Annotated in this window: 19 protein-coding genes; 7 read left to right on the forward strand and 12 right to left on the reverse strand. The window is 73.1% G+C overall.

Annotated features, from left to right (window positions below):
• The first annotated feature begins 128 nt into the window (after positions 1–128).
• Both ABT137_RS39150 and ABT137_RS39155 read left to right on the forward strand, forming a co-directional pair.
• Positions 129–422 carry a hypothetical protein gene (locus ABT137_RS39150; protein ID WP_351716354.1) on the forward strand — a complete coding sequence of 98 codons (294 nt, stop codon included), beginning with the start codon at positions 129–131 and terminating at the stop codon, positions 420–422.
• 59 nt (positions 423–481) lie between these two features.
• Positions 482–1,120 carry a hypothetical protein gene (locus ABT137_RS39155; RefSeq protein ID WP_351716357.1) on the forward strand — a complete coding sequence of 213 codons (639 nt, stop codon included), beginning with the start codon at positions 482–484 and terminating at the stop codon, positions 1,118–1,120.
• Positions 1,121–1,198: 78 nt separating this feature from the next.
• Here ABT137_RS39155 and ABT137_RS39160 read toward each other — a convergent pair whose 3' ends face one another.
• The 3 genes from ABT137_RS39160 to ABT137_RS39170 form a co-directional block, all read right to left on the reverse strand.
• A complete protein-coding gene (locus ABT137_RS39160; RefSeq protein WP_351716359.1) occupies positions 1,199–5,599 on the reverse strand; it encodes an FtsK/SpoIIIE domain-containing protein in 4,401 nt (1,466 codons plus the stop codon).
• 81 nt (positions 5,600–5,680) lie between these two features.
• Entirely contained in the window at positions 5,681–5,974 is a 294-nt protein-coding gene (locus ABT137_RS39165) for a WXG100 family type VII secretion target (RefSeq protein ID WP_351716361.1), read from the reverse strand.
• 84 nt (positions 5,975–6,058) lie between these two features.
• A complete protein-coding gene (locus ABT137_RS39170; protein WP_351716363.1) occupies positions 6,059–7,954 on the reverse strand; it encodes a putative T7SS-secreted protein in 1,896 nt (631 codons plus the stop codon).
• Between the two features lie 198 nt (positions 7,955–8,152).
• On the opposite strand from ABT137_RS39170, the gene ABT137_RS39175 reads away from it, so the two are divergent.
• Positions 8,153–9,562 carry a LysM peptidoglycan-binding domain-containing protein gene (locus tag ABT137_RS39175; RefSeq protein WP_351716365.1) on the forward strand — a complete coding sequence of 470 codons (1,410 nt, stop codon included), beginning with the start codon at positions 8,153–8,155 and terminating at the stop codon, positions 9,560–9,562.
• On the opposite strand, the gene ABT137_RS39180 is transcribed toward ABT137_RS39175, so the two are convergent.
• Both ABT137_RS39180 and ABT137_RS39185 read right to left on the reverse strand, forming a co-directional pair.
• On the reverse strand, positions 9,546–10,085 hold the full coding sequence (locus ABT137_RS39180) for a sigma-70 family RNA polymerase sigma factor (protein WP_351716367.1): 540 nt from the start codon (positions 10,083–10,085) through the stop codon (positions 9,546–9,548). The genes ABT137_RS39175 and ABT137_RS39180 overlap by 17 nt on opposite strands.
• 111 nt (positions 10,086–10,196) lie before the next feature.
• Positions 10,197–13,073 (reverse strand): AfsR/SARP family transcriptional regulator, encoded by a 2,877-nt coding sequence (locus tag ABT137_RS39185; RefSeq protein ID WP_351716369.1) that lies wholly within the window; start codon positions 13,071–13,073, stop codon positions 10,197–10,199.
• Positions 13,074–13,393: 320 nt separating this feature from the next.
• Here ABT137_RS39185 and ABT137_RS39190 point away from each other — a divergent pair, with 320 nt between their 5' ends.
• Positions 13,394–14,368 (forward strand): hypothetical protein, encoded by a 975-nt coding sequence (locus tag ABT137_RS39190; protein ID WP_351716371.1) that lies wholly within the window; start codon positions 13,394–13,396, stop codon positions 14,366–14,368.
• A 50-nt stretch (positions 14,369–14,418) separates the two neighbouring features.
• On the opposite strand, the gene ABT137_RS39195 is transcribed toward ABT137_RS39190, so the two are convergent.
• The 5 genes from ABT137_RS39195 to ABT137_RS39215 form a co-directional block, all read right to left on the reverse strand.
• Positions 14,419–15,288, reverse strand: a complete 870-nt coding sequence (locus tag ABT137_RS39195) for a carbohydrate ABC transporter permease (RefSeq protein WP_351716373.1) — start codon at positions 15,286–15,288, stop codon at positions 14,419–14,421.
• Entirely contained in the window at positions 15,285–16,247 is a 963-nt protein-coding gene (locus ABT137_RS39200; protein ID WP_351716374.1) for a carbohydrate ABC transporter permease, read from the reverse strand. Before ABT137_RS39200 ends, ABT137_RS39195 begins: the two co-directional genes overlap by 4 nt.
• Complete coding sequence (locus tag ABT137_RS39205; protein ID WP_351716376.1) at positions 16,241–17,542, reverse strand: ABC transporter substrate-binding protein; 1,302 nt, start codon at positions 17,540–17,542, stop codon at positions 16,241–16,243. Before ABT137_RS39205 ends, ABT137_RS39200 begins: the two co-directional genes overlap by 7 nt.
• On the reverse strand, positions 17,539–18,528 hold the full coding sequence (locus ABT137_RS39210) for a GNAT family N-acetyltransferase (RefSeq protein ID WP_351716379.1): 990 nt from the start codon (positions 18,526–18,528) through the stop codon (positions 17,539–17,541). Before ABT137_RS39210 ends, ABT137_RS39205 begins: the two co-directional genes overlap by 4 nt.
• 75 nt (positions 18,529–18,603) lie before the next feature.
• Entirely contained in the window at positions 18,604–19,800 is a 1,197-nt protein-coding gene (locus ABT137_RS39215; protein ID WP_351716381.1) for an exo-beta-N-acetylmuramidase NamZ family protein, read from the reverse strand.
• Positions 19,801–19,963: 163 nt separating this feature from the next.
• Here ABT137_RS39215 and ABT137_RS39220 point away from each other — a divergent pair, with 163 nt between their 5' ends.
• Both ABT137_RS39220 and ABT137_RS39225 read left to right on the forward strand, forming a co-directional pair.
• Positions 19,964–20,152, forward strand: coding sequence for a hypothetical protein (locus tag ABT137_RS39220; protein ID WP_351716383.1), 189 nt, complete (start codon positions 19,964–19,966; stop codon positions 20,150–20,152).
• A gap of 175 nt (positions 20,153–20,327) precedes the next feature.
• A complete protein-coding gene (locus ABT137_RS39225) occupies positions 20,328–20,642 on the forward strand; it encodes a hypothetical protein (protein WP_351716385.1) in 315 nt (104 codons plus the stop codon).
• 66 nt (positions 20,643–20,708) lie between these two features.
• Here ABT137_RS39225 and ABT137_RS39230 read toward each other — a convergent pair whose 3' ends face one another.
• Positions 20,709–21,338 (reverse strand): LysE family translocator, encoded by a 630-nt coding sequence (locus tag ABT137_RS39230; RefSeq protein ID WP_351716388.1) that lies wholly within the window; start codon positions 21,336–21,338, stop codon positions 20,709–20,711.
• A 114-nt stretch (positions 21,339–21,452) separates the two neighbouring features.
• Here ABT137_RS39230 and ABT137_RS39235 point away from each other — a divergent pair, with 114 nt between their 5' ends.
• Positions 21,453–22,388, forward strand: a complete 936-nt coding sequence (locus tag ABT137_RS39235) for a LysR family transcriptional regulator (protein WP_351716448.1) — start codon at positions 21,453–21,455, stop codon at positions 22,386–22,388.
• Here the strand turns inward: ABT137_RS39235 and ABT137_RS39240 are convergent.
• Entirely contained in the window at positions 22,377–23,570 is a 1,194-nt protein-coding gene (locus tag ABT137_RS39240; protein WP_351716390.1) for a putative hexosyltransferase, read from the reverse strand. The genes ABT137_RS39235 and ABT137_RS39240 overlap by 12 nt on opposite strands.
• Positions 23,571–23,645: the final 75 nt, after the last annotated feature.

Raw genomic sequence — 23,645 nt, forward strand, 5'->3', positions numbered from 1 at the left:
GAGGGTTCAATGCCACCGGCGCCGCGCGGGACCGCTCGGAGCGTCCCGCGACGGGTGAACGTTTTGCGCCGCCGGCCTCGTGTTCCCCGCAGAGACGAATCCTCACCGCACAGGAACGGGGGCCCGCAGTGGCGTCGGACGTCAACATCCCCGGGAGTGAACTCAAGGAGGCCCAGGACATGCTGGGCTTCGTGCACGACTTCATCGACATCGGACACCACACGTTCGACTTCGATGCCGCGTTCGGGCCCGAGCTCTCCCACGGCTCCGCACAGAACTTCGAGGACAAGTGGGAGGACGGCAAGCACCAGCTGCAGAAGCAGGTGCAGGGCATCCGGGACGCCATCGGCAACATCCTGGACTCCTTCGAGAGGACCGACCAGGACGCGGTGTCGAACCTCGACGACGGCAAGGGCCGGTGAACTCCCCCGCCGCTTCCCCCGACTTGTCCAACACTTCCCCCGAAGGTGACGGCCGACCGATGAGCACTGCACAACGTTTTCTGCTGGACATACCGGACCAGTGGCAGCAGGTGGACCTGAGCGGCGAGGAACTGGCCAGGACCCGCGCCCAGGCCCTCGCCGCGACCGACGACCCACGCGAGAAGGCACGGATCAACGACATGTTCCGGCAGGGCCGGGAGGTGACCCGGGCGGCCCGCCGTCACGGGGCGCTGCTGGCCGCGGGCACGGCGACGCTGTACACGGAGGGCCTCTTCATGGCGTACGGCATGGTCTTCGCCGTCAGCACGCCCGAGGGCGAGGAGCTCACGCTTCCCGTGCTGTCCGCGCGGCTCGGGGTCTCCTCGGCGACCGGCACGGCGCCGAAGGACCGGGTCATCGCGTCGGCGCGGGTGCCCCACGTGGGCACGGTGGCCCGGGTCACCGGCACCGAGGTGACCCGGCTGACCGGGGACATCGACGTCAAGCTGCTGACGATGCACACGATGATGCCGGTGCCCGGCAGCACCGAGGACTTCCTCGTGGTCACCCTCGCCAGCCCCAACCTGCCGTTGAAGAACGAGGTGTACGACCTCTTCGACGCCATCACCAGCACGTTCCGCTTCGTGACGGACGCCGGTGTCCAGGTCTCCCCGGACGGCGACGGCGTCGCCGCCTGACCTCCACCGCAGGGCACGCCGAAGGGCGGCCGGACCCCCACGGTCCGGCCGCCCTTCACTGCTCCCGGGCTTCCGGCGTCAGAGGTCCCCTCCGAGGGCTTCCAGGAGGGGCACCTGGACCGTCCGCAGCGTTCCGTCGCCCAGGTGCAGCAGACCCCGGCCCGGCTGCGGCGCCTGCCCGACGACGCCTCGGCTCAGCTTCACGCCGATGACCTCGCCGTCGCTCAGCCCCTGCGGGGAGAGCAGCATGCCGGTGCGGTTCCGCTTCACCTGGCCCATCCAGCCGGCCAGGCTCAGCGCCAGCGACTCGGCGTTTCCGGCCGCGAGGACGCCCCAGCCGGTGCCGGCCCCGCCGCGGGCGAGCAGCGCGAGGTCGGGGTCGATCTCGGCGCCCATGAACAGTTCGGCGTCGTCCACGACGATCACCCCCTGCTCCTCCGGCACGTTGCCGAGCGCCTGCCGGAACTCCTGTGCCGTCACCTCGGCGTCGGTGATGAGCGCGGCCACGCCGGGCCGTCCGCGCAGCTGCCGCAGCGGCGAGCGCCGGGGGGCGAGCACGATGAGGCCGGCGCCGGCGGCCAGCAGGGACTCCGCCGCGGTGAGCAGGGCGGTGCTGCGGCCGGTGCGCGGCGGCCCGGCGACCACGAAGGTCGGCACGTCCGCCAGGTCCGGGGCGAGCGAGGTGAGCGTGTCACCGCCGACGGCGACGAGGGGCCGCATCGGACCGCCGTGGGTGTGCAGGGCGAGGGCCTCGGCGTACGTGATCAGGTCGGGGAGCACGTCGAGGCGGATCGGGCGGCGCGCGGCGGGGACCGGGGACTCGCGTTCGGTCAGCTCCCGGCCGAGGGCGACCAGGATCCCGGCCTGCGCGGTGCCGGCCAGGTCCTCGCCGAGCACCGCGATCTGTGCCTCGCTGAGGTCCTGGGTGCGGATACCGCGCCCCGGGGCCGGGTCGGTGGGCGCGGACTTGCTGGGGATGCCCACGCTGGAGTAGTCCTGCCGGTCGTTGAGCCTGAGGACGATCTTGTCCTCGGTGGTGCCGGAGAACCGGCTGCTGCCGAGCACCCGGTCACCGGCGAGCACCACGTGGATGCCGACGCCCGCGCCGTCGCGCAGCAGCCGGATCATGCGCTCCATGTAGCTGCCGTTGTCGTACGAGGTGAACTCGCGCTCGAACACCTCGAACCGGTCGACCATCAGCACGATGTGGGCGAGCCGTTCCTCGGCGGGCTGGGCCCTGCGCAGTTCCGTCAGGTCGGCCGTGCCCCGTGCGCCCAGGATGCTCTGGCGGGCGGTGAGTTCGGCGCCGAGGCGGTCCAGGAGGCGTCCGAGGCGTTCGGTCTGGTTGCGGTCGACGACGGCGCCGCAGTGCGGCAGCGCCGTCAGGGCGTTGAGCGCGCCGTTGCCGCAGTCGATGCCGTAGAGGTGGACGTCGTCGGCGCCGTGGGCCTGGGCGAGGGCGGCGGCCAGGGTGCGCAGGGTCTGGGAGCGTCCGCTGCGGGGCGAGCCGACGATGTGCAGGTGACCGGCCCGGTCGAGGTCGAGGACCAGGGGGACGCGGGTCTGCTGGGCGGGCAGGTCGACCACGCCGTACTCCACGGCGGGCAGGGCCGCGTCCCGCTCGGCGGTGGGCTTGGGCGCGGGCGGCGGTGTCCACGGGAGCAGCTCGGGCAGCGGCGGCAGCCAGGGGCTGGGCTGGCGCGGTACCTCGGCGAGCCGGGCCGCCTGGGCGACGGCTCCGGCGAGGACGGCCAGGTCGGTGACGGCCTCGGACTGTGCCGCGCCCGAGCCGCCCCGGGAGCGGGCGGCAGGCAGCGGGCCGCCCAGGTTCTGCCAGGTCACCGGTTCCGCGCGGACGGACACCTCGGTCCCCACGGCGGCCTGACCGCCGGGGCGCCGGCCGCCGACGCGGCCGGACTGGAACGGCAGCAGGGCCGAAGGACCGAGCCGGGCGTAGGCGCGGCCGGGGTTGGCCGGCGAGATGTCCCCGGAGTCGGGGGCGTCGATGATGTCGCGGCTCTCGCTGGTGTCGGTGGTGCGCAGCGCGATCCGCAGGTTGGTGTTGGCGCGGATGTCCGGGGTGACCGCGCCGCCGGGGCGCTGGGTGGCCAGCACCAGGTGGATCCCGAGCGAGCGGCCGCGCTGCGCGATGTTCACCAGGCCGGAGATGAACTCGGGCAGTTCCCGCGCCATGGACGCGAACTCGTCGATGACCAGCAGCAGTCGGGGCAGCGGGGGCAGCACGTTGCCGCCGCGGGCGCGCTTGTCCAGGTAGTCCTCGATGTCCTTGGCGCCGGCCTGCGCCAACTGGGTCTCGCGGCGGCGCAGTTCGGCGCCGAGGGAGACCAGTGCCCGCTCCACGAGCCGGGTGTCGAGGTCGGTGACCAGGCCGACGGTGTGCGGCAGGTCGGCGCATTCGGCGAAGGCGCTGCCGCCCTTGTAGTCGACGAGCACGAACGTCATCTCGTCGGGCCGGTTGACCACGGCGAGGGTGGCGACCAGGGTCTGCAGCAGCTCGGACTTGCCGGAGCCGGTGGTGCCGGCGATCAGTGCGTGGGGACCGTCGCGGACCAGGTCGACGGCGAACTCACCGTCGTATCCGACGCCGAGCAGGGCCCGGGTGCTGCGGCCGCCCAGCGACCAGCCGGCCACCACCGCCTCCGCGGTGGGCGGTTCGATGTGCAGCAGGTCCAGCAGGCGTACGGCGCCGGGCAGGGCGCTCTCGTCGCTGTCGCCGACGCCGCGCAGCGGGGCCAGGGCACGGGCGAAGTGCTCGTACCAGTCGGGCTCCGGCGAGTCGCTGCGGACGTTCTCCAGCGCGGCGCCGGAGCCGGTGCGCACCCGGGACGTGGTGGCGCCCGGTTCGGTGACGACGACGGCGCCGCACTCCTCGGGCAGCAGCCGTTCCTCGCGGTCGATGCAGATCGTGTGGACGCCCACGGACGGGCCGTCGCGCAGCAGCGCGATCACGCCGGGCAGCGAGCGGGCCCGGCGGGCCTGTTCGAGGACGACGAGGATGTCCGGGTAGCCGTTGGCGCCGCCGCGTACGACGTCGGGTCCCGCGGCCGTCCGGGAGGCGACGAGCTGGCCGAGTTCGCCGATGCGCCGGGCCAGGGAGTCGGCGGTGGAGCCGATCAGGGCGTAGGCGTCCTCGCCCTGGGCCTGGGTGTGGGGCAGCCAGCGGGTCCAGGACCAGTCGCGTTCGCCGTCCGGTCCTGCGAGGACGACGATGCGCAGGTCGGTGGGGCTGTGCAGGGCGGCGGCCTGGGCGGCCAGCCAGCCGGCCAGCCGGGTCGCGCCCGGCCCGGCGACGCCCGCGACGCCGGCCCGGCGCAGCGCCACGGCGACGGGCACCTGGTTGAGCCACGGCACGGTGGAGCGCCGGTGCTCGTCCTGCTCGGGGTCGTCGACGCTCACCGACGAGGGCAGGTCGGTGGTGCCGACGCGTACGGTGAGGAAGTCGGGGTCCTGCCAACGGCGTTCCCACAGCCGTTCCGAGGGCTGCACCGCCATCTGGAGCAGGGCCGCCGGATCGGGCAGCGACAGCCGCAGGTTGTGCTGTTCCTCCAGCACGGCGGCGTCGATGTCCGCACGCACCCGGGCCAGCGTCCGGTCGTACTCCTCCTTCTTCTCCAGGTACTTGAGCATCGCCTGCTTGCGGCCGCCGAACTGGGTGACCAGGGCGGCGATCGGGGAGAGCAGGGCGATGAAGACGAAGGACCAGCGGTGGGTGACGAAGATGGCGATCGCGGCGCTGCCCGCGGGCAGCAGCAGGATCGGCAGCAGCGGGATGGGCCGCTTGTCGGGCTTGACCGGCGGGGTGGGCAGCCGGAACTTGGCGCCCGCGGCGGGCGGCAGGAACCTCGGCGGCCGGTTGAACTCCAGGCCGAGACCGTCCTGGGCCGGGGTCAGCGGGGCGCGGGCCGTCGGGCGTGCGGTCAGCTCCAGCAGGGTGTCGCCGACGGCGAGCTGGCTGCCCTCCCGCCACGGGCCGGGGTCCTGCGCGGGCTTCCCGTCGAGCAACGCCCCGTCCGTCATGAGGAGTTCGGCGCCTCCGTCGAGGCGGACCCGGATCCGGGCCGCGAGCGGCGGGGCGCCCTCGGCGAGGTGGATCCGGCACAGGGGGCCGCTGCCGATGTCGTAGTCGCCGGGGACCAGCCGGAAGACGGTTCCGGCGCCCGGGCCCGACACCACGCGGACCTCGGTACGGCCCTCGGGCTCGGGCTCCCGGGGAAGGGGAGCCCCGAGCCCGAGGTCCATGCCGTCCCGCACACCGGCGCCCTGAAGGCTGGTGTCCGGGTCGACGGGGGTCGAGCCGATGTAGAGGGACGGCTCCCCCGCGGTCGCCCCGGCATATCCGACGGCCCGGGCCAGCTCGGCCGCGAACCTGCCCGTCTGCGCGGACGGTTCGGTTTCCACGGCGACGGTGGCGGACACCCCCTCGACCTGCGGGTCACGCACGCTGACGGTCAATCGCACTGCTCATCGTCCTTCTCGTGTGGAGCTCGGGTGGAGGTGGGTGCGGCACCGCCCGCCGTGCCGGCGGACCGGGCCGGTGGGTCAGGAGAGGTTGGAGCCGAGCTGGCTGTCGGTCTGGTCGAAGGCCTCACCGACGGACTTCACGTACTGGCCGATCCCCTGGAGGCCCTGGTTGACCTGGTCGAAGCCCTTCGCGAACTCGTCGAAGAACGGCGAGAACTTCTGCTGGGCGGCCGGCGTGCTGTAGCCGTCGGCGAGCAGGTTGGAGATCTTGCCCTTGACCTCGTTGAGCTTGTCCTGGAGCTGGGAGAAGTCGTTGAGCAGGGCCTGCGAGGTGGACGCGGTGGTGTCCGAGTTGACGCTGTAGTTGGGCATGGGAGAACTCCTTGCTGGTTGTTGGTGCGATCCGTCCCTTCGGGGACGGAGGACTGGGTGCGGGACGCGTGGTCCGCGGGGCGGCTAGCGGCCGGTGCCGCTGTCCGGGCCTTCGGCGGGGCTCGTCGGCGCGGTGACGAACCCGTCGCTCGACGGGGACGACGACTCGCTGCCGGAGTTCGACTGCGAGTCGGAGGTGCTGATCGGGGGGACGGCGGGCCGTCCCGGGGAGTTGCCGCCGTCCGAGGCGGTGGGAGCGGGCGGCGGCACGTCGGGGGCGTGCGGGGTGGTCGGGGAGGGCGGCAGCGGTACGTTCGCCGGTTCCACCGGGGTCGGGGTGGCGGGGCGCGGGCTGGTGGGCGACGGCGGAATGGGCACGTTCGCCGGATCCACCGGAGCCGGAGTCGTCGGACGTGGGCTGGTGGGCGACGGCGGGATCGGCACGTTCGCCGGATCCACCGGAGCCGGCGTCGTCGGGTGCGCCCCTGCCGGGGTGTTCACCGGGGCCGGGGTGGTCGGCTGGGCGCCGGCGGGGGTGTTGGCCGGGGCCGGGGCGGCCGGCGGAGCGGCGGGGGGCGTGTTCGGCGAGCCGGTCGAGGGCCTGGGGCTGGTCTTGACGGGGATCTTGTCCGTGAGGCCGTCGATCGCGCGCCCGAGGCCCGCCTTGCCGACCGGTCCGGCGCCGAGTTTCGGCGCGGAGTTGGCGATCTCGCCGGCCGCGACCTCGTTGGGGTCGCCGCCCTGGGCGACGCCCACGCCGATCTTCGTCCCGAGCGTGGCGCCTTCCTCGACGAAGCCGCCGACCTGGTCGGCGGCCCGCTTGCCCACGGTGTCGCCGGCCGCGGGTTCCGTGGTGTCCCCGAACCGGCCGCCCTTGCCCTCCTCGACCGGAGGGTTCCCGCGGCTCTTTCCGATCCTGCCGATGCCTCCCTTGAAGGCGGCTCCGGCCACCGCCCCGGCCGCGGCCCCCGCGAACACGCCCGCGGCCGTGATCTTGTCGCCGTTGGCCGCCTTGGCACCCGCCTCCAGCGCCGAGTTGGTCAGGAAGTTGCCGGTGATCTCCGCGCCCACCTTGCCGACGGGGTTGGCGAGGACACCGCTCACGACTTTGCTGTTGGTGAGGGACTCACCGACCTTGGTGATCGACGCGGTGCTCTTGGCGATGAAGCCGGAGTTCTTCACGGCGGCCACGGCAGCGGGAGCGATCGCCTCGACGGCCCTGCCGCCGAACTTCAGCAGGGCGCCGCCGGGGACGAGCCCGAGCAGGCCGACGACGAAGTCACCGGCCTTGATACCGCCGGTCTGACTGGCGATGACTTGGTTGAAGACGAACAACGCCCCGCCGAGCAGCGCACCGACCACCGGGAAGAACACCGCCACGACGGCGACGAGGGCGGCCAGCAGGATCTGGACGAACGGGAAGTCCTTGAAGAAGTCGGCGATCTTCTGGAAGATGTTCCGCTCCGGAATCGCCTCCTGCGCCGCCCGGTCCAGCACGTCGGCACACTGGCGCTGCGCGCTCTCCCGCATCGACCGGGCCTGTTCCGCGAGGCTCTTGGCCGCGTTCAGCTCCGACTTGCCGGAGTCGATGGCGTCCTGGGTGCTGCGCGCCGCGGACTTCTCCGCGTCCGTCGGGTTCGGGCCGAGTTCCTTGGGCGTCTGGTTCGCCTGCGGTGCGGCGGTCCGCGCCTGGTCCACCGCCCGGTCGAAGGTGTCCTGGGCCTCGCGCAGCCGCGGCATGTAGTCGCTGTAGGCCTGGGCCGCGTCGTGGTAGGAGGTCATGGTCTTGGTCAGCTTGTCCGGGAGATCGTCGCCGATCTTCTCCTTCAGCTGGTCCATCGCCGAACCGCGGCCCTGTGAGATGGTGCCGTCCTTCTTCAGGACGTTCAGCGCCTTCTCCGCGGCGTCCCCGATGTCCCGGTACCGCTTCATCACGCCCTGGATCAGGTCGGGGTCGCCGGGCGTCGGGTCCGAGTCCATGCCAACGAGCTGGAAATCCTCGGGACTCGCGTGCCGACGTGCCATTGGGGTCCCCCGGTCCGGTGCCAGTTGGTGGTGTTCGCCAGGTACACGGGGTCGGCGTCGCGGAGGGTTCAAACCCGGTTCGCGTCGAACGTTTTCACCGGGCGGCTCCGTGTAGTCGGTGCAACGGAACCAGGGAGGGCTTGGGTGGACACGATGAGCAGCAGCGCGGACCGGGGATCGGGGCACAGGCCGGCGACCCCCGCGGTACGGACACTCCTGCGTGCCCTGGTGGCGCTGCTGGCGGCGTGCCTCGTGGCGCTGGGCGGAACGGGCTCCGCGCACGCGGCGGCGTCCGACGACGGCCTGATCAAGGTGTTCGTGGTGCCCGACCCGGCGCAGAGCGGCGGGCAGCCCGCCACTCTGCAGTCGATCGCCGCCGCCACGCTGGGCGACGCCTCGCGGTCCGGCGAGATCTTCGACCTCAACCGCGGTCAGGCACAGAAGGACGGCGGGGCCCTCAACGGCCCGGACGACCAACTGCACCCGGGGTGGATCCTGCGGCTTCCCCAGGACGCGTCGGGACCCGACGTCCAACTGGCCCGGGACACCGGGACCCAGAGCACCGCCTCCGCTCCCCCGGCCTCGGGACGACAGACGTCCACGGCGTTCACCTTTCCGCTGGCCGCGGCCGTGGCGGTGCTCGGCACGATCCTGCTCGCCCTGGTCACCGCCGGCATCGTCGGCAGGCGCAAGGTGCGGATCGCGTACGACGCCGTACGGCACGCCGTCCGCCGGCTCGGCGAGCCGATGCGGCGCAGGCGCCGGCTGATGCAGCGCCAGGCGACGGGCCGCCGGTTCGCCACCGACGCGGACGCGGTACGACGCGCCTACGGCACCCTCGGCGAGTTCGCACCCACGCGGCAGCGGCCGGAGCGGCAGGTGCACGCGCTGCGCGTCGACAGCGAGGGCGTGACGGTGTGGCTGACGGCCGCCGACACGGCCGACGCCCCGTGGACGAACGTCGACGGCACCCGCTGGCGCCGCCCCGCGGCCGCCACCGGCTGGCTGACCCGTGGCGAGGACACCCCGACGACGGCACAGGCCGCGGTCGGCTCCGCCTGTCTGGTGCGCGCGGGCACGGACGCCGACGGCGAGCCGGTGTTCGTGGACCTCAGCCGGCTCGACGGCGTCCTCAGCGTGAGCGGTGATCAGAACGTTGCCCGGGACGTCGTGCAGAACGTGCTGGCGGAGATGGCGCGGACCCGCCCGGAGACTCCGGTGACTGTGCTGCGCGGGGCGGACGGTGCCCTGCCGCTGACCGTGCCGCCCGGTCTGCGGCAGCTTCCCCGGGTCGACGCGCCCGCTCCGGTCGCCCCCGCGGAGGAGCAGGGGACGGTGCGTGCCGGAGCGGCGCGCAGGCCGGTGCGGGGACTGGTCGTGGTGTCCGGGACGCCGGGCGAGGCGGCGGCCGCCGAGCTGGCGGCGCTGTGCGGACCGGGTGGCGCGGGCTGGACCGGTCTGGTGTGCGGCGAGGCCGCCGGCGCGCACTGGCGCTGGCGGACCGACGCGGACGGCCATGTCGACATCCCGGTGCTGGATGTGCGGCTCACCGTTCCGGCCTGAGCTCCTGACCGATCCTGGCGCGCAGGGTGTTGAGGGCGTAGTGCCGCCGGGACTTGACGGTTCCGGCGGGTATGCCGAGGAAGCGGGCCGTCTCCTGCGCCGTCCGGCCGCACAGGTAGGTGTGCAGGAGGACCTCCCGGTGCTCGGGGGACAGCTGCCGCAGCAGGTCGGTCGCCTCGACCGCGGCCAGCACGGCGCCGGAGTGGTCGGGCAGGGGCACGTCCCGGTCGTCCGCGCCGATGGTCTCGTGCCGGGCGGTGGCGCTGCGCATCCGGTCGACGATCAGGTTGCGGGTGACCTTGAGAAGCCAGCCGCGCACCGATCCCTCGGTGCTGTAGAGGCGTTCCGCGTGCGGCCAGGCGCGGATGAGGGTCTCCTGGACGATGTCCTCGGCCGTGTGACGGTCGTTCAGCAGCTTCTCGGCATAGGCGAGCAGTGCCTTGGCGTGGTCGGCCATCATGGTGTGCAGCAGCTGGTCGCGACGCGCGGCCGAGGCAGCGGCCGCGTGCGTGGTCGTAGTCATCTTCGAGTTCCTGACGGGGAATGCGGTACGCACCTCCGGCTCCGGACGGAGCGGAGCGGGGAGCGTAGGCAGGGCCCGCTTCCGGAACTCTGACGGTTTACTGACGTGTGGTTACCGACGTGGGGCCGGACCGGGTGCGGCGAGGTCCTTCAGCCGCTCGCGGAGGTCCGTGGCCTCCGGGTGGTCGATCTCCTCCAGGATGCCGAGCGCTTCGCGCCAGGCGTGCGCGGCCTGCGCGGCGTCGCCGGCCGCGCGGTGGGCGTCGCCGATGTGCACCAGCGTGTCGGCCTCCAGATAGCGGTCGCGGATCTCCCGGTACAGCTCCAGCGCGTGCCGGTAGCAGTCCAGCGCGCGGTCGTGGTGGTCGAGGTGGTGGTGGGCGTAGCCGAGGCTGTCCCAGGCGGCGGCCTCGCCGTTGCGGTCGCCCGTCTCCCGGTGGACCTGGAGCGCCCGGCCGCACTCCTCCAGGGCGTCCTCGTACCTGCCCATCAGGATGTACGTCCAGCCGACCTCGTTGGCGATCACCGCCTCGACGCCTCGCTGTCCGGCCTCCCGGTAGAGGGCGCTCGCCCGGGCGTAATGGTCCAGGGCCGCCGCGTGGCGTCCGCGCCGGTTGGCGAGGAAGGCGGCGTAGCGGTGGGTCCTGCCCTGGCCGGCCTGGTCGCCGATCTCGCCGAACAGCTCCAGGGCGCGCGACAGGTGCGCGTCGGCTTCGTCCCACCGCTCGAAACGGCCGCTGACGAAGCCGAGCGCCCGGTGCCCGTACGCCTGGCCGTGTATGTCGCCCAGGCGTTGGGCGGCCCCGACGGCCGTGGTCTGTGCGCCGAGTTGCTCCTCCCAGCGCCCGATGCGGTCCAGGTACAGCTCCAGGGTCGCGGCCAGCTGCCAGCTGTGTTCGCCGCTGCCGTGCCGGGCGTCCTGCTCGATCACCGCTAGCAGGACGGACCGGTTGGTCTCCAGCCAGTGGTCCGCGGCTGCCTGGTCGGCCAGCCGCGGGACGGTCACGCCGGGTGCGTGGGGCCGTAGCCGGATGCGTTCCCGGCTGGGTGCGAGGAGGCTGTCGGCCGCGTGCACGCCGTGCAGGTAGTGGTCGAGCATGCGGCGCCGGGCGGCGGCCAGCTCCTGCACCGTTTCCTGCGTCGGGGCCAGTTCGCCGGCGTAGGCGCGCAGCAGCTCGTGGCAGCCGTAGCGGCCCGGCACGGGCTCCGAGATCAGGTGGGCGCGGGCCAGCTCCGCGAGCAGCGGCCGGACCTGGCCGATCCGCTGCCCGGCCAGGCTGGCGACGGCGGCGAGCGCGCAGTCGAGGCCCGGATGCAGGGCGAGCAGGCGGAACACGCGGGCGGCCGCGGGGGTGAGGAGTTGGTACGACCAGGAGAACGCGCTGCGCGCGTCCGCGGCCGGGGCCTCGCCGGCGAAGGCGTCGAGGCTCTCCTCGCTGTCGTGCAGTTCGGCGGCGACGGACGCGAGCGGGAACGTCGGGTTCACGACCGCGCGGGCGCTGACGACGGCCAGCGCCAGCGGCAGCCGGCCGCACAGGGCGATGATCTCCGCGACGGCGGCGGGTTCACGCGCGACCCGTTCGGCACCGAGCCGGCAGGTCAGGAACGCGTGCGCGTCCGCGTCGCTGAGCACGTCCAGGCTCAGCGAGTGCGCTCCCTCGCCGGCCACCAGACCGTAGAGCTGGTTGCGGCTGGTGACGACGACCATGGAGCCGGGCGTGCCGGGCAGCAGGGGCCGGACGTGCTCGGTGTCCCGTGCGTTGTCGAGGACGACGAGGACCCGTCGGTCGGCGAGAAGGCTGCGGTAGAGCGCGGCCTGGGCGTCCAGGCCGGCGGGGATGCGCTGGGCGGGGATGCCGAAGGCGTCGAGGAAGGACCGTATCGCCTCCGCCGTGCTCATGACCGAGCCGGTCGGGTGGAAGCCGCGCAGGTTGACGTAGAGCTGTCCGTCCGGGAAACGGTCGGCGACGCTGTGCGCCCAGTGCACCGCGAGGGTGGTCTTGCCGACGCCGGCCATGCCGCCGATGGCGCTGATCACCACCGTCGACGCCGGTTCGTCGGTCGCGGGCAGCAGTGCCTGGACGCGGGCGAGTTCCTCGCGTCGGCCGGTGAAGGCGGCCAGGTCCACGGGGAGTTGGGCGGGGCGCACGGTGGGGACGGCGTCCGGCTGGACCGCCAAGGCGTCGCCCGTCCGGTCCGGGTCCTCGCCGGACTCGGCCGGCCCGGTGCCCGCGGGCCGGGTGTGGGTACGGCCGAGGACGCGCTGTTGGGCGGCCTGCAGTTCGGGGCCCGGCTGTACGCCCAGTTCGTCGGCGAGCCGGGTGCGTACGGTCCGGTGGACGTCCAGGGCTTCGGCCTGGTGCCCGGTGGCGGCGAGCACCAGGATCAGTCTGGCCTGCAGTCCTTCGTCGAGGGGGTGCTGGGCGGCGGCCTGCCGGAGCGTCACCAGGACCCGTGCACCGAGGCCTCCGCCGGCCTCCAGGGCCAGTTCGGCGGCCTCCTTGACGGCGGCGAGATGCTCGTCGTCGAGTGCGGTGAAGGCCGGGTGGGACCGTACCTCGGCCGCGATGCCGGAGGCCGCGGGCCCGCGCCACAGCGCCAGCGCCTCCATCAACAGCTCGGTGGCGGTGGCCGGTTGCCCGTCCTGCGCCGCCTGGTCCGCCTGCCGTCGCAGCGCCCGGAAGCGGAGCAGGTCGAGGGAGTCGGCGTCGACTTCGAGGCGGTATCCGCCCGAGCCGCGCACCAGCCAGCGGGATTCGCCCCTGGCAGGGAGGTCGGGTTCGAGCAGCCGGCGCAGTGCGCCGATGTGGCGCTGGACGACGTTCACGGCACTGTCCGGCGGATCCTCGCCCCACAGCGCGTCGACGATCTCGTGGACGGAGACCGGATGCCCCGCCTCGGTCAGCAGCAACGCGAGCAGCGCACGCTCCTTGGGCGGCCCGAGCACCAGTTCCGTGTCGTCGCGCCAGGCCCGGACGGGTCCTAGCACGGCGAATCGTGTACGCACCGAGTCCCCTGTACCGACTGTGACGACATGGAGGCCGACGCGTCCGGCTTTCGGCGGCGCGCGGCATCGGACGAGCATAGAGTCCACGCGAACCCGGCGACGCATGGTTGTGTCGCCACGGTGCGTCGCCCGCGGCGAAGCGGCCACACGCGCACCCGGGAGGACGGGCCCGGCGCGGTCGGACATCCGCCGCTGCGCCGGCGGACTTCCGCGGACCGTATGATGCGGCGCGTGATCGAGAGGTTTCCGGCCGCGCCCACGGTGGCCGGCGAGTGCACCGGGCGGCGGCAGGGACGGCACCCATGAGCGGACCGGTGACGCCGCCGCGGCCGTTGGATGTCCTCTCCTTCTTCCCCGAGCTGGCCGTTCACGCGAGAACGGCGGTCCGGCTGCACCCGGACCCAGCGCACCCGGGCCCGTACGAGAGTTCGGTCGGCGGGCCGTCGGCGTGGCCGGCGGACGAGCCGTGGCCGGTCTGTCCGGGCGGTGAGCACCTGAGGCACCGCCCGCCGCACCGCCCGGACAACGTCCGTGGCGAGCGGTCGGCGAAGTTCGCCCACCACGGCGAGATCACCTGGGACGAGATCCCGGCCGACGCGGTCTGGCCCATGCTTCCGGTCCTGCAGGTGTACGCACGGGATGTGCCCTGGTACGACGGCTTCCCGCCGGGCACGGATCTCCTGCAGATCCTGTGGTGCCCGTTCCAGCACTGGTACGGCGGCGCGGCAGTGCCCTACAACGGCATCGCCGGTCCCTTCGTCCAGGTCCGCCACCGGCACAGCGGTGACGTCTCGGGCGACCTCGCGACGCCGCCGGAACCCATCGCCGTCGGCGAGCCCGGGTATCTGCCGACGCCGTGTCTGATCCGGCCCGAGCCGGTCACCGAGTATCCGCACCCCGGCGTCCTGGGCGAGGAGTTCGAGGCCCGGGTCGACGCATGGGAGATGGCCATGTTCGGCGATCCCACGGACGACCCGGAGGACTACGAGCCCCGGTACCACTGGGAGCTGTCGACCGCCCCGGGCTGGAAGCTGGGCGGACACGAGCCCTGGAACGGCCAGGGCTGTTTCGGGCCGGTGCGGTGCGACGCGTGCGGCAGCGAGATGCGGTTCGTGGCGGCGGTGGCCGGCGAGGAATGGGACGGCGGTACGGCGAGCTGGGCTCCGAGCGGATGCCGCGACGAGCCCACCGACGTGCGGCTCGGCAGCCAGGAGACCCTGCGGATCTTCACCTGTCCGGTGTCGTCGGCGCACCCGGTCATCAGCGACCTGGTCTGACGTCCCGGGTCACGGACGGCCGTACGCTGCTGTCACCCGCCGGGATCCGCTCACTTGAGGCCGCTGAGCATCACGCCTCTGATGTAGTACTTCTGCAGCAGCAGGAAGAGGACCAGCACCGGCAGGACGCTCAGGACCAGGCCGGCCATGACGATGGGCAGCGTGCGCGTGGGGTCGACGTAGTCCTGGAGGAACTGGATGCCGACGGGCAGGGTCATCACGTCCGGGTTGGCGGTGGAGACGAGCAGGGCCCAGATGTACTCGTTCCAGGCGTCGACGAAGGTCAGCAGGCCGAGGGTGACCAGGACCGGCTTGGTCTGCGGGACGACGATCCGCCACCACACGGTGAACTCGCCACAGCCGTCGATGCGCGCGGCCTCCAGGACCTCGTCCGGGATGGAGACCATGAACTGGCGGGTCAGGAAGATCCCGAAGCTGCTGACGAGGAACGGCATGGCGAGCGCCACGATGCTGACGGTCAGTCCCGCGCCGCCGCGCCCGAGCAGGTCGTTGCCGCCGGCCAGCGGCCAGTGCACCAGGATCAGGAAGTGCGGGATGAAGAAGAGGAACGGCGGGAACATCATCGTCGACAGCACCAGCCGGAAGACGAAGTCCCGGCCGGGGAACCGGAGTTTGGCGAGCGCGTAGCCCGCGAGCGACGACGTGAGCAGCACCGAGCCGGTGATCGTGGCGGTGGCGACGACGCTGTTGCGGAAGAGCACCGGAAGGTCGAGCTGGTGGATCGCCGCCCGGTAGTTGGACAGGTCGAACGCCTTCGGCAGGAACCGGTAGGGCAGCGTGCCGGCCTCGTCCGGTCCCTTGAAGGACGTCATCAGCATGTCGGCGAACGGCACCACCGTGAGCACCGCGCCGGTGACCACCAGCAGATACGACAGCCACGGGAATCGGCGGCGGATCACGCGTCCTCCCCCTTGCGCCGGAAGACCCACAACTGGACCAGCGTGACCGCGAGGACCACCGCGAACAGCACGAAGGCGGCGGCGCTCGCGGTGCCCCAGTCGCCGTAGGAGAAGGCCTGCCGGTACATCTCGAGCGCGGCCACGTTGGTCGCGTCGCCCGGTCCGCCCTTGGTCATCACGATGATCAGCGCGAAGGACTGGAGGCCGGTGAGGAACTGGGTGACGCACACGAACAGCAGGGACGGCCGCAGCAGCGGCAGTGTGATCCGCCAGAACACGGTCACGGGCCCGGCGCCGTCGAGTGCGGCGGCCTCGTAGTACGACTCGGGGACGGACTTCAGCCCGGCGGTCAGGACGAGGATGGCCGAGCCGACGGAGGCCCAGGCCTGGACGACCACCACGGCGGGCAGCGCGGTGTCCGGGTCCTGGAGGAACGCCACCGAGCCGAGGCCGACGGCGTTGAGGACGCCGTTGACGAGGCCGCCCGGCTGGTACATGTACTTCCAGACGTTGCCGACGGCGACGACGGTCGTGACGATCGGCAGGAAGTACAGGGTGCGCCACAGCCCCTGGAACCGCAGCTTGTCGATGCAGGTGGCGACGAGTACGGAGCCGGAGAGTGCGAGGGCGACGGTGCCCAGGGCGAAGAGCAGCGTGTTGGTGAGGATCGGCGCCAGGAACGTCGAGCCGTCGGCGAACAGGCCGGCGAAGTTGTCCAGGCCGACGGGATCGATGTCGCCGAGGTCGAACCCGGCCCACCGGGACGTCGAGAGCAGCACCGCGAAGCCGAGCGGCAGAGCGAGGAAGACGGCGTAGAACAGCAGCGTCGGCGCCAGGAAGAGGTAGGCGACGACCGCCTGGCGGCGCCGGTGCCGGGCGCGGAGCCGGACTCCGACGTATGCGGACCTGTCACGCGCCGCCCGTTCGGTCGACTCCGGTGCCAGGGTGGCGTTCACCATGACCGCGCCACCTCCTGGTCGACCTGGCGGCGGGTGGAGCGCAGGGCCTCGTCGACCGTCTGCTGGCCGGTCCACAGGGCCTCGATGTTCTTGCGCAGCAGGGACTTGGCCTGCTGCGCACCGGGCACGTTCGGTTCGGGTACGGCGTACGCCAGCGCGTCCAGGAACGGGTGCAGGTTCGGGTCGCCGCCCGTGCCGAGGAGCCTGCGCATGTCGTCGGCGCGGCCGGTCAGGGAGCCGACCGACGCCTGCAGGGCGCTCATCCGGGTCGTGCCGCGCACCTTGTCGGCGTTGAGCCAGCGCAGGAACTCCCAGGCTTCGCGCGGGTGTTCGCTGGCGGTGTTGACGCCGAGCAGGAAGCCGGTGGAGAGCGTGGCGCGCCTGCCGTCCACCTCGGGGAGGGGCACGGGAGCGACGCCGACGTCGCGGTAGGCCGGGCCCATCAGCGCCTTCAGGTTCGCGGTCCACCAGCCGGCGCTGATCACCATGGCCACCTGTCCGGAGGCGAAGGCCTGGTAGACGTTGACGCCGGGGGCGCTCGCGCCCTTGTCGACGAGGCGGCGCTCCAGCTCGAACACGGTGCGCCCGGCCGGCGAGTCGATGGCGGTGCGCCTGCCGTCCGCCGAGACGAACCGCCCGCCGGCGGCGTTGAGCAGGGCGAGGGTCTGGCCGACCGTCGTGGAGTCGTCGAAGGCCGACAGGCCGAACCCCTGGACCAGCGTGTTGCCGTAGCGGTCCTGCCGGGCGGTCCGGTAGGCGGCCTCCTCCAGCTCGGGCCAGGTGCGCGGCGGGCCGTCGACACCGGCCTCGCGCAGCAGCCGCTTGTTGTAGTAGAGGGCGTAGGTCTGCATCTCGGTGGGGTAGCCGTAGATCTTGCCCGCCACCGATGCGGAGCCGACCGCGGCGGCGCCGTAGCCGCGGCCGATCTCCGCGGCGTGCTCGGGCGGCGCGGGCCGCAGTACCCCGGCGCGGACGAGCTGGCCGTTCCACAGGCAGTACGGGTGCAGGATGTCCGTGCCCTGGCCCGCGGCCTGCCGGACCATGACGGTGGTCAGCAGGTCGGTGAACTCGACGGCCTTCGTCCGCACCTTGACCCGGTCGTGCAGGGCGTTCCACTCGTCCACCGGCGCCTGGAGAGCCTTCTTGAGCTCCCCGCTCGCGTAGTGGGAGAGCAGGGTGAGGACGACCGGGTCGCCGGGCCGCCCGGTGCCCTGGTGCGGGGCGGCACACCCGGAGGCGAGCAGCGCCGAGGGCAGTGCGAGTGCGAAGTGACGCCGGCTCAGTGACGGTGTCACCGGGCGGCCTCCCTGCGCATCACCTTGAACACCCGGGTCGTGGTGAAGCCGCTCTTGCGGTAGAGGTGGCCCGCCGGGGACTGCGCGCCGGTCCACAGGAACCACGCGGAGTGCGCGCGGAGCGCCCGCATCCGCTCCAGGACCAGGTGGAGGAGGACTTCGCCGAGTCCGGTGCCGCGCATCTCCTCCAGCACGCCGATCGGCCCGAACCGCTCGTCCACCGAGTCGAACGCCCCGTGCATGGCCCAGCCGACCATCCGGCCCCCGGGGTCGCGGGCCACGACGATCCGGTCGAGCGGCGTGCCCGCGGTCAGACACGCCCGGATCGTGCAGGCCCAGTCGGGCCCGAAGTGACTCCCGGCGAGGGCGAGGAGGTCCACCAGGTCGTCGTCGGCCGGGGTGCCGAACCGGTAGCCCCGCGCGGTCAGTTCGGCCACCCGGAGCGCCACGTCGTCCGGGAGGCGGTGGCCGACCAGGACGCGGTCCATCGCCGCCGCCTCGTACAGGGTGCGAAAGCCCAGGGAGTCGAGAAGGCCCGCCGCCTCGGGGTAGGCCTCGGCGTCCAGGCCGGGGAAGACGTAGTTCGGGGTGTACGAGGAGAAGTCCACCCTGGTACGGCCGTGGCCGTGCAGCCAGTCGAGGGCCTCGGTCAGGAGCCGGCGGCCGAGGCCGTGCCCGCGGGCGTCCGGGGCGACGAAGAAGAACGGGATCCAGCCCTGCTCCGGCTCCAGGTCGGTGCCGGTCATCGGGACCTGCCGGCGCACCGCGTAGGCGGCACCGACGACCCGCTCGCCGTCGACGGCGACCCGCAGCCCCTCCGGGTCGAAGTTGGGGTCGAGCAGCACCAGGGAGCGGAAGCGGTCCGGGGTGATGGGGTCGGCCGGCGCGCTCCGCCGCCACGCCGCCACGACCTGGGGTCCGTCACCCGCGCGGAAACCGCGGATCCCGGTCCGGTTCGTCGTCGTGAGAGTCGCGAGATCGGTCATCGACGGAGGTGTCCTTCCGAGCGAGCGGCAGTGTCGGGCAGGCGGCGACGGGGCAAGGGGGCGGACCGGCGCGTGTCAGGGGTAGAGCAGTGCGTCGTCGCCGGCCCATCGGGCGGGCGGGGCCGGCGGGTCGCACAGCGGCAGCGGGTCGTCGCCCGCGTCGACGGAGCGCCGCAGCCGGTCGGATCCCCACAGCAGGTCGACGAAGTGACGGTGACCGGTCCCCTCGGCGCCACCGTCCGTGGTGTGCCAGGCGAAGTCGTCCGGGTACAGCCGCCGCAGCACGGCGAGCATCGCGACGGCGGTGCGTACGGGGGCGAACGCCGCGCGGTCGGTGATGTGGAGCTGGACCCCGCGCAGCTGCCGTCCGGCGTGTTTGTGGAAGGCCGGCACGAACCGAAGGTCGCGGAAGTGCACGCCGGGCAGGGCGAGTTCGGTGAGCGCGGGGGCGAACCGGGCGTCGACGTAGGGGGCGCCGACGATCTCGAAGGGCTGGGTGGTGCCCCGGCCCTCCGAGAGGTTCGTGCCCTCGAAGAGGCTGGTGCCGGGGTACACGGTGGCGGTGGCGGGCGTCGGGATGTTCGGCGAGGGGGCGATCCAGGGCAGGCCGGTGGCGGCGGCGTCCTGGGCACGCCGCCAGCCGAGGGCCTCGATCACCGTCAGGTCGGCCGCGCGGCCCGCGGCTCGGGGTACGGCCGAGGCGTTGAGGTGCCGGGCGAGTTCGCCGCAGGTGAGGCCGTGCCGGACGGGGATGGGGGCGCGGCCGACGAAGCCGGCCCACGCCGGGTCGAGCAGCGGGCCCTCGCTGAGGAGGCCGCCGAGCGGATTGGGCCGGTCGGCGACCACGAACCGGATGCCGGTGCGGGCCGCCGAGACCATCAGGTCGAACATGGTCCACACGTAGGTGTAGCACCGGGCCCCGATGTCCTGCAGGTCGTGGACCAGGGCGTCGACGCCGCTGTCGATCAGCAGTTTGTCGAGCCGCTCGCCGTCGCGGCGGTAGGTGTCGTAAACCGGCAGGCCGGTGCCGGGATCCGTCCGGGCTGTCTCGCCCTCGCCGGCCTGGCCGGTACCGTGCAGTCCGTGTTCGGGACCGAACAGGGCGACCAGGGGCGCGCCGGCCGCGAGCAGCGCGGGTGCGGCCGGGCGCAGGTCCGGCAGGACACCGGTGTGGTTGGTCACGAGCGCGAAGCGGCCGGGCCCGGCGAGTGCGGGCGCCGCGTGCAGTCGTGCGATCCCGGTCGTCACCGTGCCGCGGTCGTCCGTGCTCATCCCTTGCCCCGTCCGCCGGTGCGATCTCCCTCAAGCGATGGTGAGGAATGTACTCTTATATCCCGCAATTCCGGCAAGGAATCGCGGGGAACCGGATTGCCCCGATGGTGTGATGACACCGGTCCCGCCGACTCCCGTGCGCGTCCTGGACGTTGGAACAGGCATGGGCCTCAGTGACACACCTTCCTTCGCCCAACTGTCCGACGCCTACTGGCTGGACAGTCCCCACCTGGGCGAGGGCGTCCCCGACCCGGCTCCCCCGGCACCGCCGCCGTCGTTCGGCTGGCGGACCGCGATGGTCGGACTGTCGGCGCTCACCGTCGCGGTCGCCCTGGTCGTGGCGTTCGTGTGAGCCTCCGGCAGGCCGGGCCGGGCGTCACGACACGCCGACAGGCGTCCCCCGGACGTGGGACGTTTCCGTGTCGTTCGGACATACGAGTGCGGTTACGGTGTGTGATGGCGCCGGGACTCGGTGTACCCGAGGTCCCCGTCGGTCACCGCTTTCACCGTTCACGAAGGACTTCACGATGCGTCTCCTCCGCCCGCTCGCCGTCGCTCTCGGCGGGCTCGCCCTCACCGTCATCACCATGGGACCGGCGTCCGCCGCCGACGGGACGTTCGTCTGGGTGGGGCCGAAGGGCAAGGCGTACGCCATCCAGAACCCGCCGGACCGCAAGTGCCTCGAGATGGCGCAGGAGGCGCGCGGGCCGCAGAACGCCACGAAGAAGGCGCTCGTCGTCTACAGCAGGGCGAAGTGCAAGGGCACCCAGCACCGGGTCGCCCCCGGGCACTCGGCGTCCGGCAGCGTCCGCTTCGCCAGCGTGGTCTTCAACCCCCGCTAGACCGCGGTCCGTTCAGCTCTCAGGCGGCGCCGACCACGTCGTGGTGATCGGCGCCGCCCGTTCCGGTCAGACTCCGCCGGCCACCGCCACGCCGAGACCGCACAGCACCACGCCGGTGACGACGTCCAGCGCGCGCCGCACCGCCGGCCGGGACACCAGGGCCCGGCCCCGGCCCACGGCCCAGGTGAAGACCAGGTACCAGCAGACGTTGACGACGGCCCACAGGACGCCCAGCGCGATGCTGCTCAGCAGGACGGGACCGTCGGCCGTGACGAACTGGGGCAGCACCGACACGGCGAACACCCCGGCCTTCGGGTTGCCCAGCGTCGTGCCCAGCCCGGCTCCGTACGCGCTCCGGAGACCGCCGGGACCGGCCGTCCCGCCGCCCGGGTCGATCCGGGCGACGCCCTGCTTCGCCGCCGCCCTGAGGGTGTTGAGCCCCAGCGCGAACAGCACCACTCCGCCCGCGAGGCGTACCACCAGATAGGCGTGCGGGTTGGCCAGGAGCACGGCGGAGAGGCCCACGGCGGCGGCGGTCGACCAGACGAGCAGCCCGGTGGCGTTGCCCGCGATGGTGGCCCGGGCCGGTCGTGGGCCGAATGCCAGGATCTGCCTGATCATCAGTGCCTGCCCGGCGCCCGGGAGCATGGCCAGCAGCCAGGTGGTGATCACGAACAGGGGCAGATGGACGGGCACGGGTCGTCGGCCTCCTCACTGGGCGCGGTGAATGATCCGCCACCAGGCTGACGCGCGGGGTGCATGAAGAGAAGTCAGCACACTGCCGGTCAGCATTAAGATTATTTAGTGACGATGACCTCGGATCCGGGACAGCTGCGCCTGCTCGCCCTGATCGAACGCCACGGTTCGCTCACCGGCGCCGCCCACGCCCTCGGCGTGACCCCCGCCGCGGTGACTCAGCAGGTGGCCCGGGCGGAGCGGGACTGGAACGCACCGCTGGTGGTGCGCGGGCCGCGCGGCGCGTCCCTCACGGTGGCCGGCGCGCTGCTCGCGGAGCACGGACGGGTCGTCGACGAACAGACGGAACAGGCCGGCGAGCGGCTCGCCGCGCTCCTCGGCCGGCTGTCGCTGCGGCTGCGGGTGGGCGCGTTCCTGGCCGCCGCCCTGCATCTGCTCCCGCCCGCCCTGACTGCGCTGCGCCACCGGTATCCGAACGCCGACGTGTCGGTGGAGGACCTGTTGTCCGACCGCGGCGTCGAGCGGGTCGCGGCGGGCGAACTCGACGTCGCGGTGATCGCCTCCTGGGCGCTTCCCCCGGAGCCGCCCCCGCACATCACCGTGCACACGCTGCTGCGGGACCCCATGGTCGTCGTGCTGCCCGAGGACCACCCCCTGGTCACCGGTTCCCCCGACGGCACACCCCTGCGCCTCGAGCAGCTCCGGGACGAGGCCTGGGTGACCATCCTCGCCGGACACGCCGCCCGCGAGCAGCTCGACCGGGCGGCGATCGGTGCCGGTTTCACCCCCAGGATCCGGTTCCAGACGGCGTCGTACGACCTGGCCCAGGCACTCGTCGGCACCGGCTACGGCGTCGCGCTCGTCTCCCGGCTGGCCCTCACCCGGGTCCCGGGCACCACGCACCGCCCGCTGGCCGACCCGCCGCTCCACCGCGACCTGCACGCCGTGACGCGGTCCGACACCGCGCTCACCCCGCTGGCGGACGTCTTCCGGACCCTGCTGCTCGACGTGGCCACCGACCTGAGGGGCGCCTGGACGTCACAGGGGTGAGCGGGCGACGGCCATCACATAGGCCCCGAACAGCAGCGAGACCGCGGCCAGGGCGCCGACGACAAGGGCGGTCTGGGCGGGGCGTACGCGCCGGCTGCCGACCAGGGCGCGGGCGAGCGGGATCAGGAGAGGGAAGGCGGGGAGCAGGAAGCGGGGCTTGGACGAGAAGGAGCCCGAGCCTCCGACGACCAGCAGGACCAGGACGCCCGCGAAGACCACCAGGACCAGCGGGGCCCGGTCCAGGCAGAGGAGGCAGAAGAGCAGCAGCCCCGCGGCGACGATCACCAGGTCCGCCGCGTAGACGAAGCCGCCGCCGTGCAGCAGCAGGCCCTTGAGGAAGCGCAGTGAGCCCGCGCCGAAGTCGAACCGGGAGCTCCAGGCGCGCTGCACCTCGAAGTAGCCGTGCAGGAGGTCGCCGGTGCGCTGCCCGACCCACAGGACGTAGCCGAGCCAGCCGAGCGGGGCGAGCAGGCAGCCGGCCCACAGGGCGAGTGGGACGCGGCCTCGTCGCCGTACCGCTTCGTACCCGCCCGCGGCCAGGACGGCGGCCGCGACCGCGAAGCCACTGGGGCGGGAGAGCCCGGCCAGCGCGGCCAGGCAGCCGGCCCACAGCCAGCGGCCCTTGAGCACGCAGTACAGGGACCAGACCGCGAGGGCCGAGAAGAGGGACTCGGTGTAGGCGATGGTGAGTTCGACCGACTGGGGCAGTACGGCCCACAGGACGACGAGCGCGCCGGCCACGGCTCGGCCGTACAGGTGGTCGCCGACCCGGTGGATGCCCCACGCGGCGACGACGGCGGCGGCCCAGGCGACGATCAACGCGGCCTTGCCGGGGGTGAGGGGCAGGACCGTCGTCACGGCGCGGATGAGCCCCGGGTACAGCGGGAAGAACGCCCAGTCGGTCTGGACGGCTCCCTGGCGGGTGATCTCGATGAGGTCGCCGTAGCCGTAGGTGGCGATGTGCTGGTACCAGCGGGCGTCCCAGGCGTGGGCCAGGTTCCTGACCAGGGGTCGCCCCATGGCGTGGTTCGCCGCGGCGACGGCGGCGACTCCGGCGAGCCGGACCGCCGTGAACAGGACGAGGGCGGGCAGCAGGCCGGACGGGGTGCGGCGGTCGGGTGCGGGGTGGGCGGGACCGGTCTGCGCGGCGGACTCGGGCCGCGGGACGGAGGACGTGCTCACGCTCCGACCTTCGGCAGCGGCCCGCGGCGGCGCAACACGGCACGGAGGTTTCTTACGGTCTTCCGCCCGGGTTCA

The organism is Streptomyces sp. NPDC001980 (genome assembly GCF_040296885.1).
GTDB lineage: Bacteria > Actinomycetota > Actinomycetes > Streptomycetales > Streptomycetaceae > Streptomyces.

What these genes read in the sequence shown, in the direction of transcription:
- ABT137_RS39155 (WP_351716357.1), top strand. Translation starts at nt 482, where the DNA reads ATGAGCACTGCACAACGTTTTCTGCTGGACATACCGGACCAGTGGCAG.
- ABT137_RS39165 (WP_351716361.1), bottom strand. Translation starts at nt 5,974, where the DNA reads ATGCCCAACTACAGCGTCAACTCGGACACCACCGCGTCCACCTCGCAG.
- ABT137_RS39170 (WP_351716363.1), bottom strand. Translation starts at nt 7,954, where the DNA reads ATGGACTCGGACCCGACGCCCGGCGACCCCGACCTGATCCAGGGCGTG.
- ABT137_RS39175 (WP_351716365.1), top strand. Translation starts at nt 8,153, where the DNA reads ATGAGCAGCAGCGCGGACCGGGGATCGGGGCACAGGCCGGCGACCCCC.
- ABT137_RS39180 (WP_351716367.1), bottom strand. Translation starts at nt 10,085, where the DNA reads ATGACTACGACCACGCACGCGGCCGCTGCCTCGGCCGCGCGTCGCGAC.
- ABT137_RS39190 (WP_351716371.1), top strand. Translation starts at nt 13,394, where the DNA reads ATGAGCGGACCGGTGACGCCGCCGCGGCCGTTGGATGTCCTCTCCTTC.
- ABT137_RS39200 (WP_351716374.1), bottom strand. Translation starts at nt 16,247, where the DNA reads ATGGTGAACGCCACCCTGGCACCGGAGTCGACCGAACGGGCGGCGCGT.
- ABT137_RS39210 (WP_351716379.1), bottom strand. Translation starts at nt 18,528, where the DNA reads ATGACCGATCTCGCGACTCTCACGACGACGAACCGGACCGGGATCCGC.
- ABT137_RS39215 (WP_351716381.1), bottom strand. Translation starts at nt 19,800, where the DNA reads ATGAGCACGGACGACCGCGGCACGGTGACGACCGGGATCGCACGACTG.
- ABT137_RS39220 (WP_351716383.1), top strand. Translation starts at nt 19,964, where the DNA reads ATGGGCCTCAGTGACACACCTTCCTTCGCCCAACTGTCCGACGCCTAC.
- ABT137_RS39225 (WP_351716385.1), top strand. Translation starts at nt 20,328, where the DNA reads ATGCGTCTCCTCCGCCCGCTCGCCGTCGCTCTCGGCGGGCTCGCCCTC.
- ABT137_RS39235 (WP_351716448.1), top strand. Translation starts at nt 21,453, where the DNA reads ATGACCTCGGATCCGGGACAGCTGCGCCTGCTCGCCCTGATCGAACGC.